The sequence below is a fragment of the Pantoea sp. PNT03 genome (assembly GCF_014852515.1).
GTDB lineage: Bacteria > Pseudomonadota > Gammaproteobacteria > Enterobacterales > Enterobacteriaceae > Pantoea > Pantoea leporis.
In genome coordinates this window covers 191,871-207,066 of sequence record NZ_JACVBT010000003.1, presented here as the reverse complement: position 1 = coordinate 207,066, position 15,196 = coordinate 191,871, and the positions used below count along the sequence as shown (strand labels likewise).

General features: G+C 55.9%; 14 protein-coding genes and 1 other annotated feature. Of the genes, 9 read left to right on the top strand and 5 right to left on the bottom strand.

Annotated elements, in window-relative coordinates; genetic code table 11:
• Position 1 precedes the first annotated feature (1 nt).
• Positions 2–1,798 (bottom strand): allophanate hydrolase, encoded by a 1,797-nt coding sequence (atzF, locus tag IB226_RS12685; protein ID WP_192235764.1) that lies wholly within the window; start codon positions 1,796–1,798, stop codon positions 2–4.
• 258 nt (positions 1,799–2,056) lie between these two features.
• Here atzF and sltY point away from each other — a divergent pair, with 258 nt between their 5' ends.
• Both sltY and trpR read left to right on the top strand, forming a co-directional pair.
• Positions 2,057–3,976 carry a murein transglycosylase gene (gene sltY / locus IB226_RS12680; RefSeq protein ID WP_192235762.1) on the top strand — a complete coding sequence of 640 codons (1,920 nt, stop codon included), beginning with the start codon at positions 2,057–2,059 and terminating at the stop codon, positions 3,974–3,976.
• 44 nt (positions 3,977–4,020) lie between these two features.
• Entirely contained in the window at positions 4,021–4,344 is a 324-nt protein-coding gene (gene trpR, locus IB226_RS12675) for a trp operon repressor (protein WP_192235760.1), read from the top strand.
• Here the strand turns inward: trpR and yjjX are convergent.
• A complete protein-coding gene (gene yjjX, locus IB226_RS12670; protein WP_101762164.1) occupies positions 4,341–4,862 on the bottom strand; it encodes an inosine/xanthosine triphosphatase in 522 nt (173 codons plus the stop codon). The genes trpR and yjjX overlap by 4 nt on opposite strands.
• 51 nt (positions 4,863–4,913) lie before the next feature.
• Here yjjX and gpmB point away from each other — a divergent pair, with 51 nt between their 5' ends.
• On the top strand, positions 4,914–5,561 hold the full coding sequence (gene gpmB / locus IB226_RS12665; RefSeq protein ID WP_192235758.1) for a 2,3-diphosphoglycerate-dependent phosphoglycerate mutase GpmB: 648 nt from the start codon (positions 4,914–4,916) through the stop codon (positions 5,559–5,561).
• 40 nt (positions 5,562–5,601) lie between these two features.
• Here the strand turns inward: gpmB and robA are convergent, their stop codons facing one another.
• The gene (gene robA / locus IB226_RS12660) at positions 5,602–6,480 is read right to left on the bottom strand and encodes an MDR efflux pump AcrAB transcriptional activator RobA (RefSeq protein ID WP_110867499.1); all 879 of its coding nucleotides are present in this window, start codon (positions 6,478–6,480) and stop codon (positions 5,602–5,604) included.
• 194 nt (positions 6,481–6,674) lie between these two features.
• Here robA and creA point away from each other — a divergent pair, with 194 nt between their 5' ends.
• The gene (gene creA / locus IB226_RS12655) at positions 6,675–7,148 is read left to right on the top strand and encodes a protein CreA (protein WP_101762161.1); all 474 of its coding nucleotides are present in this window, start codon (positions 6,675–6,677) and stop codon (positions 7,146–7,148) included.
• A 46-nt stretch (positions 7,149–7,194) separates the two neighbouring features.
• Here the strand turns inward: creA and arcA are convergent, their stop codons facing one another.
• Complete coding sequence (arcA, locus tag IB226_RS12650; protein WP_008108686.1) at positions 7,195–7,911, bottom strand: two-component system response regulator ArcA; 717 nt, start codon at positions 7,909–7,911, stop codon at positions 7,195–7,197.
• Positions 7,912–8,500: 589 nt separating this feature from the next.
• Between arcA and IB226_RS12645 the strand changes: the two genes are divergently transcribed.
• From IB226_RS12645 to thrC, 5 genes are all read left to right on the top strand, one after another.
• On the top strand, positions 8,501–9,205 hold the full coding sequence (locus tag IB226_RS12645) for a tRNA/rRNA methyltransferase (RefSeq protein ID WP_101762160.1): 705 nt from the start codon (positions 8,501–8,503) through the stop codon (positions 9,203–9,205).
• Positions 9,206–9,394: 189 nt separating this feature from the next.
• Positions 9,395–9,466 carry a thr operon leader peptide gene (gene thrL, locus IB226_RS23425; RefSeq protein ID WP_071531027.1) on the top strand — a complete coding sequence of 24 codons (72 nt, stop codon included), beginning with the start codon at positions 9,395–9,397 and terminating at the stop codon, positions 9,464–9,466.
• Positions 9,402–9,524 (top strand) — a sequence feature (Thr leader region). It overlaps the preceding gene by 65 nt.
• A gap of 26 nt (positions 9,525–9,550) precedes the next feature.
• Complete coding sequence (gene thrA, locus IB226_RS12635; RefSeq protein WP_110867500.1) at positions 9,551–12,013, top strand: bifunctional aspartate kinase/homoserine dehydrogenase I; 2,463 nt, start codon at positions 9,551–9,553, stop codon at positions 12,011–12,013.
• Between the two features lie 2 nt (positions 12,014–12,015).
• Positions 12,016–12,945 carry a homoserine kinase gene (thrB, locus tag IB226_RS12630; RefSeq protein WP_192236077.1) on the top strand — a complete coding sequence of 310 codons (930 nt, stop codon included), beginning with the start codon at positions 12,016–12,018 and terminating at the stop codon, positions 12,943–12,945.
• A 3-nt stretch (positions 12,946–12,948) separates the two neighbouring features.
• A complete protein-coding gene (gene thrC, locus IB226_RS12625; RefSeq protein WP_008108676.1) occupies positions 12,949–14,232 on the top strand; it encodes a threonine synthase in 1,284 nt (427 codons plus the stop codon).
• A gap of 178 nt (positions 14,233–14,410) precedes the next feature.
• On the opposite strand, the gene yaaA is transcribed toward thrC, so the two are convergent.
• Positions 14,411–15,187, bottom strand: coding sequence for a peroxide stress protein YaaA (gene yaaA / locus IB226_RS12620; protein WP_137385128.1), 777 nt, complete (start codon positions 15,185–15,187; stop codon positions 14,411–14,413).
• Positions 15,188–15,196 lie beyond the last annotated feature (9 nt).

The following is a 15,196-nucleotide window of genomic DNA, read 5'->3' as shown; positions in this document are numbered from 1 at the left end:
CTTATTTACTCCCCAGAGAGGCCAGCCAGTTGCGCCAGCCGCCAAATTCGGTAATTTCCAGCGCCTGCGACAGCACCGCCGGTTCACAGATAAAGCCTTTGACGATGCGTCCGTCGGCCAGCGTCAGCGAGCCAATGCCGAGCGGGGCCGGGATTTCCGCCACGAACTCGCCAAAGCGCGCCAGCGGGATATCCCACAGTTCCACGGTGATCGCCGCACCGCTCTCGCCACGCAGCAGGCCCGGCTTCTTAATCGGGCCATCGAGCAGGGCGAACAGACGGTAATGGCTGGCGGTTTGCGTCTCCTCGACCAGCACCGCCTGGCGCGTGGTGAGCTGGAAGTTGAGCGGCATGCCGGTGAGATGCGCGCCCACCACCGCCACGCGGACGTGATCGGCGGAAACCGGCAATGCGCCTTGCTGAGCAGGCTGCGCCTTGCCGGTGGCACCGAGCGGCAGCGCCATCTGCTGCTGCCAGCGCAGGCCAAAACCAGCCAGCGCGCGATCGTGCCACGCAGGCGCAATCAGCGTGATGCCGGCAGGCAAACCATCGGCGCGGAACGGCGCAGGCAGCGCCAGCGCGCTGAGATCGGCCAGGTTGGTGAAATTGGTGTAGGTGCCGAACTGCGAGTTGTAGTGCACCGGCTCCTGCTGCATTTCGTCCAGCGTATGGATGGTTGGCGAGGTGGGCACCACCAGCGCATCGAACTGCGCCAGCGTTTGCTGAATCTGGCGCGTCAGTTCGGCGCGTAGGTATTCCGCCTGATAGGCTTCCACCGCCGTGTATTTCAGGCCGCTGCTGACGATGCCGTACACCACCGGATCCATCTCTTCCGGGCGATGGATCATCTCGCCCACCGCCACGGTGCGCTCGGCAACCCACGGACCGTAATAGAGCTGTTCGGCGAGTTGATGGAACAGAGAAAAATCGATTGGATGCAGTGTGGCGCCGCCGGCCTGCAATTGCTCCAGCGCCGCCAGCCAGGCCGCTTCGGCTTGCTTGTCGCCGAAGAATTCAGGCGTGGCGGGAATGGCGAAATCGGGCTGCGCTTTGAAGCTGGCTGGCGCGGTGTGCGGATTGCTGCGCGAATAGGCATCGCCCGCGTCATAGCCGCCCGCTGCGGTAGCCACCGCGAAGGCATCTTCGACCGTTAACGCGAACACGGAAATGGTGTCATTGAGGCGGCAAGCGGGCACCACGCCGCTGGCAGAGAACCAACCTTTGGTCGGCTTGAGGCCGACAATGTTGTTAAAACCGGCGGGCACGCGGCCCGAACCGGCGGTGTCGGTGCCGAGTGAGAAGCCCACCAGACCGCGCGCCAGCACCGACGCAGAACCGGAGCTGGAACCGCCGCTGACGTAATCAGGATTGAAGGTGTTGCTCACGGCACCAAACGGCGAACGCGTGCCGACTAAGCCGGTGGCGTATTGGTCGAGGTTGGTTTTGCCAATCACCACCGCGCCTGCTGCTTTGAGCTGCGCGACAACAAAGGCATCGGCTTCGGCGGTGTAGGTGAAGGCCGGGCAGGCGGCGCTGGTCGGCCAGCCGGCGACATCAATATTATCTTTTACCGCAAACGGCACGCCAAACAGCGGCAGCGCCGCCGGGTTGCGCTGATAGCTCGCCAGCAGCGGTTCAATCTGTGCCTGCAGCTGCGCGGGCGTGGCAAGATAGAGCCACGCGTTATCCTGCGCGTCGATGGCGTCGAGATGAGCCGCCAGCAAGGCGGTAATCTGTTGTGGATCCTGTTGGTAACTGCGTTGCCAATCCTGGAGCGTAAAGCCAAAGGTCGATGCCATGAGTGAATTCCAACTGGTATACAAGATGGAATTCAACAGAGCAAAGCGCGTGCCATTTTTGTAAGCCGATGAAACCGCGTAGTTAATTGATGTGTAATACGTTTTTCTGATGATAAATTGCACAACGGCGGCGCAAACGCTGCGCAATGGCGGTGCGCGAGCGTAAATTTTGTGAAGAACATGGCAAGAGACGGTTGGCCTGGTTAGCATGAAAGAAGTCTGGCATGAGCTGGATCGCAGCACTGAGAGGAGAGCGTAATGGAGAAGTGGCGTTACTGGATGCTAGGGATCTGTCTGGCCAGCACGGCCAGCAGCGTATGGGCCGATTCGCTGGATCAGCAGCGACAGCGCTATGCGCAAATCAAGCAAGCCTGGGATAACAAACAGATGGACCAGGTGACGCAGCTGATGCCGACGCTGCAGGATTATCCGCTCTACCCGTATCTGCAATATCGCCTGCTGGCGCAGGATCTCGATCAAGAGACGCCGCTGGCGGTGAAGAACTTTATTCAACAGTATCCTACGCTGCCACCGGCGCGCTCGCTCTCAACGCGCTTTGTGAATGTGCTGGCAAACCGTCAGGATTGGCAGGGCGTACTCAGCTTCAGCCCGGATGAACCGAAACCGGTGCAGGCGCGCTGTAACTGGTATTACGCTAAGTGGGCGACCGGCCAGCAGCAGGCGGCGTTTGCCGGTGCGAAAGAGATTTGGCTGCGCGGCACCGCGTTACCGAACGACTGCGACAAGCTGTTTTCGGTATGGCAAGCCAGCGGGCAACTCTCGCCGATCACCATTCTCGAGCGTATTCGTCTGGCGATGAAAGCCGGTAACGACAGCCTGGTGAATTACCTGGCGAAAATGCTGCCGGCGGATTATCAAACCACCGCCAGCGCGCTGATTGCGCTGCAGCAGAATCCGCAAACCGTCACCACCTTTGCCAGCAGCATGGGACCCACCGATTTCACCCGCATGGCGACCAGCTACGCCTTCGCCCGCGTGGCGCGTGAGGATATGGATAACGCGCGCATGATGATCCCGCAGCTGGTGCAGGCGCAGAAGATGAGCCAGGCCGATGAGCAGGATCTGAAAGAGACCGTGGTGTGGCGCATGATGGGCGCGGATCTCACCAGCGAGCAGGCGCGCTGGCGTGATGCGGTGGTGATGAACAGCGAATCTACCGCGCTGGTGGAGCGCCGCGTACGCCTGGCGCTGAGCCAGAACGATCGTCGTGGTCTCAATACCTGGATCGCGCGTTTGCCGGTGGAAGCCAAAGAGAAAGATGAGTGGCAATACTGGCAGGCGGATTTGCTGATTTCGCAGGGCCGCAAAGAGGAAGCCAACGATATTCTGCGGAAGCTGATGCAGGCGCGCGGCTTCTATCCTATGGTCGCGGCGCAGCGTTTGGGCGTGGAGTATCCGTTGCAGGTCGACAAAGCTCCGGCAGCCGACAGCAGCGTGACGCAAGGTGCGGAAATGGCGCGCGTGCGTGAGCTGATGTATTGGGGGCTGGATAACCTGGCACGCAGCGAGTGGGCCAATCTGATCTCCAGCAAAACCCGTTCGCAGCAGCAGATGCTGGCGCGTTACGCTAACGAGCAGGATTGGTGGGATCTCAGCGTGCAGGCCACCATCACCGCGAAAATGTGGGATAGCCTGAAAGAGCGCTTCCCGCTGGCGTGGCAAAACCTTTACCAGCAATACACCAGCGACAAAGGCATTCCGCAGAGTTATGCGATGGCGATTTCACGCCAGGAGAGCGCGTGGAATCCGAAAGCGCGTTCACCGGTGGGCGCCAGCGGATTGATGCAGGTGATGCCCGCTACGGCGACGCATACCGTGAAGATGTATAACATTCCCGGCTATGTGAACAGCAGCCAGCTGCTGGATCCGCAGACCAATATTCAGATCGGTACGCAGTATCTGGAGTATGTCTATCAGCAGTTTGGTCAGAACCGAATCTTCTCTTCGGCCGCCTATAATGCCGGTCCGGGACGCGTGCGCAGCTGGCAGAAAACCAGCGGCGGTAATCTGGATGCGGTGGCGTTTATCGAAACCATCCCGTTCTCCGAAACGCGTGGCTACGTGAAAAACGTGCTGGCCTACGATGCCTATTACCGTTACTTCATGGGCAAACCGGACAAGATTCTCGCCGACAGTGAGTGGAATCGCCAGTATTGACTGTGCTATGCTTCCGTACTCGTTAATGAGTACGGAAGCCCTTCATGCGCCAACCCCTTTCTTCCCAGCCGGAATCGGCTCAGCCTGTTGAAGATAACTGGCTGCGATTTATCGAACTGATGCAAAATGCCTTTGCCGATGGCGTGGCGCTGCCGTTATTACAACTGATGATGACGCCGGATGAACGTGAATCCTACGGGACGCGTTTGCGCATTATTGAAGAGCTGATGAACGGCGATATGAGCCAGCGTGAACTAAAGAATGAGTTGGGCGTCGGCATCGCCACCATCACGCGCGGGTCTAATAGTCTCAAAGAGGCGCCGCCAGAGCTAAAACGCTGGCTGGAAGCGCGTCTCGGCCGCGGTTAACGCTGGCTGTAGAGCGGATGGGTGAACGGACACAGCGCCAGAATCAACGCCTGATGGTAGACGCTGGAGCGGCTAAGCAGGCCGTGGGTGAGGGCACCAATCGCGCCACCTTTGTGTTTGATATTCTCCACGCCGGTTAAGCGTGCCATCTCATCACCCAGTTCATGCCCGGCAGCCAAGCCTGCCACGACAATCGGCGGCAGCGTAAAGCTGGCCGAACGTGATTCTCCGCGCTGCTGCGCGTTTTCAATCACCATCCAAGCAAAGGCGCAATCGCCTTCGATTCCCGCTTCGATCGCCACCCAGTAATCGGCCCGTGGACGCGTTTGACGCGCGTTCTCTACCCGCTGACGTGCGCCAGTTCGCGTTTCAACATCACTAAGTGGCTGGGCTGCGACGCCGCTCTCGACCTCAACCCCTTCGATGTGGCAGGATCCTTCGCCGAAAACGTCGTTGAACGCCTGAGCAATCGCGCGAATTTTTGCCGGGTTGATGGTGGCTGCGACAACATGGTACATAATTGTTTGAACCCTCGAGGCAAATTTGTCGCAGTATAACGGAAATTAAGCATGCTACAGGTCTATCTTGTTCGTCACGGTGAAACGGTATGGAATGCGGCTCGGCGCATTCAGGGGCAGTCTGACAGCCCGTTAACGGAAAAAGGTGAGCAGCAGGCTCAGCAAGTGGGCGAGCGAGTGAAATCGCTGGGCATTACCCATGTGATTGCCAGCGATTTGGGACGGACGCAGCGTACGGCAGAGATTATCGCCGATGCGTGTGGCTGCACCGTGACGCTCGATGCGCGTTTGCGCGAGCTCAACATGGGCTGCCTGGAACAACGTCCACTCGATGGCTTAACCGAAGAAGAGGAAAACTGGCGGAAAACGCTGGTGGATGGCACCACTGCTGGACGTATTCCGGGTGGCGAATCGATGGCTGAGATGGCGACGCGGATGCACGAAGCGCTGAATGCGCTGCTGGAGCTGCCTGCTGGTAGCCGTCCGCTGATTGTCAGCCACGGGATGGCGCTGGGCGTGCTGGTCAGCACCATTCTCGGTTTGCCTGCGCATGCGGAACGTCGTTTGCGTCTGCGTAATTGCTCGATCTCGCGCGTGGATCATCAGCAGAGCGCGTGGCTGGCGGCCGGTTGGGTGGTTGAGACGGCGGGCGATGTGTCGCATCTGGATGCGCCAGCGTTAGACGAGCTTCAACGCTAAGCCAAAATAAAAATGCCGTCGCGATGACGGCATTTTTTTATTAGTTATTCTGTTGGCGAATCGGAATCAGGTATTCGCAGCGGATTTCCGTTGGCGGCTCGCTACGTTTTTTACCCCCGTGCGTGTAGAAACGCTCGATGTCCTGTCCCTGACGACGCACTAATCCCAGCGTTGGCATACAAGTGCCGTACAGCAGCAGGATAAATTCACCCAGCGCGCTGCGCGCACCGTTGTAGGTGAACTGCACGTAATCACCGGCTTCCACAATCACACTCTGATTCGACTGCATGCTTTTTGCCAGCTGATCGGCAGGCACCGCAGTGGTGTAGAGAATCTCCTGCTCATCATCTTTTTCATGGCTGGCGCGCACCTGATGCAAGCCATACAGCACCGGCGGCACCGTGTCGGTTTCCAGCAGGAACTGCTTCCAGAAATGCAGGCGCATCTCATCGCGATAGCTGGAAATCTGCTCCAGCGTACAGGAGTAACTCTGCGTCTGGCCGACCAGCACCGTTTCTGGCAGCGTGACAAACTGCGCTTCCGGCATGCTGTTATTGTCGAGACGAATTGGCGGGCGAATGCCAAACGAGTTCCACTCCGATGAGCGACGATACCAGGCCGGCGTTTGGTTGAATTGCTTTTTAAACGCACGGGTAAAGGTCTGCTGCGAATCGAAGCGATATTGTAACGCGATGTCGAGGATGGGGCGGCTGGTCAGGCGAAGCGCCACCGCGGCTTTCGACAGCCGACGCGCGCGAATGTACGCACCAATCGCGTGGCTGGTTACTTCCTTGAACATCCGCTGTAGATGCCACTTGGAGTAGCCTGCTTTCTGCGCAACGTTATCTAATGAAAGCGGTTGATCCAGATGGCTCTCCAGCCAGACAAGCAAATCGCGAATGATACCGGCTTGGTCCATAAAACATCCTCATAACTCTCTGGTGGCGCAACTATGAAGTCGTCGAATAATAGCACGAAATGCACAAAAGCGTGGGGGCGGTTTGCTAATCGAGTGTGCTAAGTCAAAGCGGGTTAAAACCCTTTTAGGTTTGGTTCTCTGTTCGATTGACAGTACATTACATTCTCATCTATTCGATTGGCAATGGTAACTCAATGACAATAGCTCGTATTCTTATAATCACGTTGGCAACATATGTATTCAGTGCTGGCGTTCAGGCCGAAGAGATCGGCTCAGTTGACACGGTATTCAAGATATTTGGCCCCGATCATAAGATCGTGGTAGAAGCCTTCGATGACCCCGACGTTAAAAATGTAACCTGTTATATCAGCCGGGCAAAAACCGGCGGTATCAAAGGGGGATTAGGTTTGGCGGAAGACACGTCCGACGCGGCCATCTCCTGTCAACAGGTGGGACCGGTAGAGCTTAGCGAGAAAATCGCACAAGGCAAGGCGCAAGGTGAAGTGGTGTTCAAAAAACGCACATCACTGGTGTTTAAAAAGCTGCAGGTGGTGCGCTTCTTTGACCAGAAACGTCATGCGCTGGTGTACCTAAGCTATTCCGACAAGGTGGTGGATGGATCGCCGAAGAATGCGCTGAGCGCCGTGCCGATTATGCCGTGGCATTAATGCAGGCATAAAAAAACGCCCTCACGGGCGTTTTTTCTTTCAACGCTTAATCCTGCAGTTCGCCGCAGAAGCGGTAACCTTCGCCGTGAATGGTGGCGATGATTTCTGGCGTGTCTGGCGTGGATTCGAAATGCTTACGGATGCGGCGGATGGTGACATCCACGGTACGGTCATGCGGTTTCAGCTCGCGGCCGGTCATCTTCTTCAGCAAGTCACCACGCGTCTGGATTTTGCCAGGGTTTTCACAGAAGTGCAGCATGGCGCGGAATTCACTGCGCGGCAGCTTGTACTGGTCGCCGTTCGGACTGATCAGTGAGCGGCTGTTGATATCCAGCTCCCAACCGTTGAAGCGATAGCTTTCAACGGTACGGCGTTCTTCACTTGGCATCGCCAGATTCATGGTGCGCGACAGCAAATTGCGTGCACGAATCGTCAACTCACGCGGGTTGAACGGTTTGGTGATGTAATCATCGGCACCGATTTCCAGACCGAGGATTTTATCCACTTCATTATCACGGCCGGTAAGGAACATCAGCGCGACGTTTGCTTGCTCACGCAATTCGCGCGCCAACAGCAAACCGTTTTTACCTGGCAGGTTGATATCCATAATCACCAGATTGACGTCATTTTCCGTCAAAACCTGATGCATCTCGGCGCCGTCGGTGGCTTCATAGACCACGTAACCTTCTGCCTCAAAGATACTTTTGAGGGTGTTACGCGTGACCAGTTCGTCTTCAACGATAAGAATGTGCGGGGTCTGCATGTTTCGCTACCTAAAATTTGCCAACAAATCGAAAACAGGGCGTACGTCGGTTACGCTAATCTGCTGCAACCGGTATACGAAATAATCTTCGGAATACACCATCCATCTACGTCAACTTCAGTGTTAGCTCAGCCAGTCAGGATGGATATTTGCACGCCCCGAGGATCTCGGACAGGCGCTCATCCTAACCGTATTAACAGCAACCTAACAGCACCAACAACAACCGATAAGCATAAAAACAACGCTTCGTTGACTTATATCAAATGCAAGTGTAGCACGTTAACACTTTTATGAAAAACTTCTCCAGGATTGCTAGTTTAGCTCACAAAATGCAGCATTTTTGCTACATTCCGTCCTTATAAAACCAAAACTAAAACACGCAGGAAATTATATTTCAATGATATGAAAGAAAAGGGTTTTATATTCAATAGGTCCGATAATTTTGCTTATGCCCGCTAATTCCCACTACAGCTGGATTTATCCCTCTTTTAACATTGTTAACATCTTATTTTCTCCTCTAGCCGCAGTTGGTATTTTCTCTCCTGCATGCCAACATAATGCGAGTTGTTAACAGTTCGATGGAAAAATCATGCATTTCCCCTTAATCCTTGTCTCTCCCGCCCGTCCAGAAAATATCGGTGCGGCTGCTCGCGCTATGAAAACCATGGGATTTAGCGAGCTGCGCATTGTCGCCAGCGATGCCTGGCAAGATCCCGCAGCACGTCGAGTGGCGCACGGCGCCGGTGAGATCCTCGATAACGTCAAAACCTACGCCACGCTGAGCGAGGCGCTAAAGGATGTCGATTTTTCCGTAGCGACCACCGCACGTAGCCGCGCGAAATTCCGCTATTACGCTACGCCCAGCCAGGTTGAAAACATCCTGCAGGAGAAGCGCCAATGGCTGAGCCGCATCGCGTTGGTGTTTGGCCGTGAAGACAGCGGCTTAACCAATGAAGAGCTGGAGCAGGTCGATCTATTAACCGGTATTCCGATGGCCAATGATTATCCGTCGCTGAATCTCGGTCAGGCGGTGATGGTGTATTGCTATCAGCTGTCGGCGCTCAATCAGATTGCGGCTGAGACCGCAGAAGTGGCGAATGAGCAGCAGTTGCAGGCATTGCGCCAGCGCTTTCATCAGTTACTGGTCAAGCTGGATGTGAGTGATGACGTTAAAATGGCGGACTGGATCGATCAGCGCATCGGCCTGCTGGAACAGCGTGACAGCGCCATGCTGCATCGTTTGTTACACGACGTAGAAAAAAAACTTATAGATAATTGCTCGGATAAATCCTGAGATGCTAGTGACTGATGCGGCAATCCGCCGCATCTCCTGAACGATCGCGATAATTTTTGCCTCAGCAAGCGCAGCACTGCGCAACGCCAGGGACGGCGCGGCTAAGACAAATTCGTTGACTTAACGTGCGCTTTGCTTTACTTCTGGAAGGCAGACGGACAAGACAAAGACAGACAGAAAAAAATCTAAATGCGTAAACTCAGCCTGAACACCACAATTATTATTACCACCACCATTACCACAGGTAACGGTGCGGGCTGACGCATACAGGAAAAACAAAGAAAAAAGCCCGCACCTAAACAGTGCGGGCTTTTTTTTCGGCAAAAATTCAGGAGAGCTTCAAATATGCGAGTGCTGAAATTCGGCGGAACCTCAGTAGCCAATGCGGAACGTTTTCTCCGTGTGGCGGATATTCTGGAAAGCAATGCACAACAGGGACAGGTTGCGACCGTACTCTCTGCACCAGCAAAAATTACCAATCATCTGGTGGCGATGATTGAGAAAACCATCAGCGGCCTGGACACGTTGCCGAATATCAGCGATGCCGAACGTATTTTTGCCGATCTGTTGCAAGGCTTGCGTGATGCGCAGCCGGGCTTTGATTATGACGGACTGAAAACCCGCGTTGAACTGGAATTTGCACAGCTGAAACAAGTGCTGCACGGCATCAGCTTGCTGGGCCAATGTCCGGACGCTGTGAATGCCGCCATCATCTGCCGTGGCGAAAAGCTGTCGATTGCTATTATGGAAGCGCTGCTGCAGGCGCGCGGCCACAAAGTTACCGTTATCGATCCGGTGGAGAAGCTGCTGGCGATTGGTCATTACCTTGAATCCACCGTTGATATCGCCGAATCCACGCGTCGCATCGCCGCCAGCCAGATCCCTGCCGATCACTTTATCCTGATGGCCGGTTTCACCGCCGGTAATGAGAAGGGCGAACTGGTGGTGCTGGGCCGCAACGGTTCTGACTACTCCGCTGCCGTGTTGGCTGCGTGTTTGCGCGCTGATTGCTGTGAAATCTGGACCGATGTTGACGGTGTGTATACCTGCGACCCGCGTCAGGTGCCTGATGCGCGCTTACTGAAATCGATGTCGTATCAGGAAGCAATGGAGCTCTCCTACTTCGGCGCCAAAGTCTTGCATCCGCGTACCATCGCGCCCATCGCCCAGTTCCAGATTCCTTGCCTGATCAAAAACACCGCTAACCCGCAAGCGCCGGGCACCTTAATTGGTGGCGAAGGCGAGCTGGATGAGAATCCGGTGAAAGGCATTACTAACCTGAATAACATGGCGATGTTCAACGTGTCAGGTCCGGGCATGAAAGGCATGGTCGGCATGGCGGCGCGCGTTTTCGCCGCAATGTCACGCACCGGCATCTCCGTGGTGCTGATCACCCAATCCTCTTCGGAATACAGCATCAGCTTCTGCGTACCGCAAAGCGAGCAGGCGCGTGCGCGTCGCGTGCTGGAGGAGGAGTTCTATCTGGAGTTGAAAGATGGCTTACTCGATCCGCTGGACGTGCTGGAACAGCTGGCGGTGATCTCAGTGGTCGGCGATGGCATGCGCACGCTGCGCGGCATCTCGGCCAAATTCTTCTCGGCGCTGGCGCGTGCCAATATCAATATCGTGGCGATTGCGCAGGGCTCGTCTGAGCGTTCCATCTCGGTGGTAGTGAGCAACGATGAAGTCACCACCGGCGTGCGTGTGGTGCATCAGATGCTGTTCGCTACCGATCAGGTCATTGAAGTGTTCGTGGTCGGCGTTGGCGGTGTGGGCGCAGCGTTGCTGGATCAGCTGCATCGCCAGCAGACGTGGCTGAAACAGAAGCACATCGATCTGCGCGTGTGCGGCATCGCTAACTCGCGGGCGCTGTTGACCAACGTACACGGTATCGATCTCAGCAACTGGAAGGCAGAACTGAACGAAGCCAAAGAGCCGTTCAATCTCGGTCGCCTGATGCGTTTGGTGAAAGAGTATCATCTGCTAAACCCGGTGATCGTCGATTGTACCTCCAGCCAGGCGGTTGCCGATCAGTATGCCGATTTCCTCGCCGAAGGTTTCCATGTCGTCACGCCGAACAAAAAGGCCAACACGTCGTCGTGGAATTATTACCAGCAGATGCGTGCAGCGGCAGCAAAATCGCGCCGTAAGTTCCTATACGACACCAACGTTGGTGCCGGTTTGCCGGTGATCGAAAACCTGCAAAACCTGATGAATGCCGGGGATGAACTGATCAAGTTCTCCGGTATTCTCTCTGGCTCGCTCTCCTTTATCTTCGGCAAGCTTGATGAGGGCGTTTCGCTGTCGGAAGCGACCAAAATGGCGCGTGAGATGGGCTTTACCGAGCCGGATCCACGTGACGATCTTTCTGGCACCGATGTGGCGCGTAAGCTGCTGATTCTGGCGCGTGAAGCGGGGCATCAGCTGGAGCTTAGCGATATCGATATCGAACCGCTGCTGCCCGCCAGCCTGACGGAGATCGCCGACGTGGAGCAGTTTATGCAACGTCTGCCGGAGCTGGATAACGCCTTTGCCGCGCGCGTTGCCAAAGCGCGTGACGAAGGTAAAGTATTACGCTTCGTCGGCGCGATAGAAGAGGGTGGCGTCTGCAAAGTGAAGATTGACGCGGTGGACGGCAACGATCCTCTGTACAAAGTGAAGAACGGTGAGAATGCGCTGGCATTCTACAGCCGCTACTATCAGCCCATCCCGCTGGTTCTGCGTGGATATGGTGCAGGGAATGATGTCACAGCAGCGGGCGTGTTTGCTGACCTGCTGCGTACGCTGTCGTGGAAGTTGGGAGTTTGATGATGGTAAAAATTTATGCACCGGCCTCGATAGGTAACGTCAGCGTCGGCTTTGATGTGCTTGGCGCGGCGGTTTCGCCGGTGGATGGCACCTTGCTGGGTGACTGCGTTTCCGTGGAAGCCGCCGACAGCTTTAGCCTGGTGAACTCGGGGCGTTTTGTCAGCAAACTGCCGACCAATCCGCAGGAGAACATCGTTTATCAGTGCTGGGAGCGTTTTTGCCAGGCGATTGGTAAACAAATTCCGGTGGCGATGACGCTGGAAAAGAATATGCCGATTGGTTCCGGACTCGGCTCAAGTGCTTGTTCGGTGGTTGCCGGTTTGATGGCGATGAACGAATTCTGCGGCAAACCGCTCAACGACACCGAACTGCTGGCGCTGATGGGCGAGCTGGAAGGGCGTATTTCCGGCAGCGTACACTTTGATAACGTTGCGCCGTGCTTCCTTGGCGGCGTGCAGCTGATGATTGAAGAGAACGGCATCATCAGTCAGGACGTGCCGTGCTTTGACGAATGGCTGTGGGTGATGGCGTATCCGGGGATTAAAGTCTCCACCGCCGAAGCGCGTGCCATTCTGCCGGCACAGTACCGCAAAGAGGATGCCATTAAGCATGGCCGTCTGCTGGCGGGCTTTATTCACGCTTGTCATACGCGTCAGCCTGGGCTTGCGGCTAAACTTATGCAGGATGTTATCGCCGAGCCGTATCGCACCAAACTGCTGCCAGGCTTCGCCGATGCGCGTAAAGCAGCGCAGGATATTGGTGCGCTGGCGTGCGGCATTTCGGGCTCCGGCCCGACACTTTTCGCCGTTTGCAACGAGATGGCAACGGCACAGCGGATGGCGGACTGGCTGAGCCAGCACTATCTGCAGAATGAAGAAGGTTTCGTCCACATCTGCCGTCTTGATACGGCTGGCGCACGTAAATTGGGATAACGCATGAAACTCTACAACCTTAAGGATCACAACGAGCAGGTTAGTTTTGCTCAGGCCGTTAAACAGGGCCTCGGCTCGCAGCAAGGGCTGTTTTTCCCGCTCGAACTGCCGGAATTCGAACTGACCGATATCGATGCCATGCTGGAGATGGATTTCGTCAGCCGCAGCAGCAAAATTCTCTCTGCCTACATTGGTGATGAAATTGCGGCGCATCAGCTGGCCGAGCGCGTAAAAAACGCCTTTGCTTTCCCGGCGCCGGTGGCAAAGGTCAGCGATGATGTAGCCTGCCTCGAGCTGTTCCACGGTCCAACGCTGGCGTTTAAAGACTTCGGCGGCCGCTTTATGGCGCAGATGCTTTCCTATGTGAGCGGTGCGGATGAGCAGATCACCATTCTGACCGCCACGTCCGGCGATACCGGCGCCGCCGTGGCGCATGCCTTCTACGGCATGGAAAACGTGCGCGTGGTGATTCTCTATCCGCAGGGTAAAATCAGCCCGCTGCAGGAGAAACTGTTCTGTACGCTGGGCGGCAACATCGAAACCATCGCGGTTGAAGGCGATTTCGATGCGTGTCAGGCGTTGGTGAAACAGGCGTTTGATGATGAAGAGCTGAAAAAGGCGATTGGCCTGAACTCGGCGAACTCCATCAACATCAGCCGTCTGCTGGCGCAGATTTGCTACTACTTCGAAGCGGTGGCGCAGCTGCCACAAGAGAAGCGTAATCAGCTGGTGGTGTCGGTGCCGAGCGGAAACTTCGGTGACTTAACGGCTGGCCTGCTGGCGAAATCATTGGGTCTGCCGATCAAGCGCTTTATCGCTGCGACCAATGCTAACGATACCGTGCCGCGTTTCCTCGGCAACGGCGCATGGCAGCCAAACGCCACGGTAGCAACGCTGTCGAACGCCATGGATGTCAGCCAGCCGAACAACTGGCCGCGCGTGGAAGAGCTGTTCCGCCGCAAAACCTGGCGTTTGACCGATCTGGCGTACGGCGCGGTAACCGATGAAACCACCAAATCCACCATGCGCGAGCTGGCGGAGATTGGCTACATCTCTGAACCGCATGCGGCGATTGCTTACCGTTTGCTGCGCGACAACCTGCAGGAGGGCGAATATGGCCTGTTCCTCGGGACTGCGCATCCGGCGAAGTTCAAAGAGAGCGTGGATGAGATTCTGGGTCAGGATCTGCCGCTGCCAAAAGAGCTGGCCGAGCGCGCCGATTTGCCGCTGCTGTCGCACAACCTGAAAGGCGATTTCGCGGAGCTGCGGGCGTTCTTGCTGAAGTAAGTGCTGACTGGGGTCAGTGCTCGCTGTCCCCCATCCCGGCCTTCCCCCGCTAGCGGGGGAAGGAGACGCTGCCACATGCAGCCTCCAAACTCACATATTGCAGCATCTTCCTCCCCCATTTATGGGGGAGGACCGAGGAGGGGGGCAGCGAGCACAATCCATTGCAGCGCTTGCTGAACTATTTCTGCTCGCGGCGCTTAAACACCAGTTCGTTCTCGCTGCTTTCTGCACCGTCCAGAAAATACCCATCCACATCGAATTTCTTCAGCTGCGCAGGGTTGGTCAGGCGGTTCTGAATCACATAGCGGCTCATCAAACCGCGCGCTTTCTTGGCGTAAAAGCTGATGACTTTAAATTTGCCATTCTTCTCATCGAGGAACACCGGCTTGATCAACTCGGCGTTGAGTTTCTTCGGCTTGATGGCTTTGAAATACTCATCGGATGCCAGATTGATCAGCACGTCATCGCCTTGCTCAGCAATCGCCTCGTTTAACTTCTCAGTCAGCAAATCGCCCCAGAAGCCGTAAAGATCTTTCCCGGCCGGATTCGCCAGCTTAATGCCCATCTCCAGGCGATAAGGCTGCATCAAATCGAGTGGGCGCAGCAGGCCGTAAAGACCCGACAACATGCGCAGGTGCTGCTGGGCAAAGTCAAAATCGTCGTCGCTAAAAGTTTCGGCCTGCAAACCGGTATACACATCGCCTTTGAACGCCAGGATCGCCTGACGCGCATTCTCCAGCGAGAAGGGCGGCTGCCATTGGTTAAAACGATCGGCATTCAGGTGCGCCAGCTTGTCGCTAATGCCCATCAGTGAGCTGATTTGCGCCGGTGAAAGATCGCGCGCAACGTCAATTAATTGGTGTGATTTTTCTAACAGCGCCGGTTGGGTAAAGCGTTGTGTCGCCAGCGGGCTTTCATAGTCCAGTGTCTTCGCTGGTGAGATAACCATCAGCATCGTGTACGT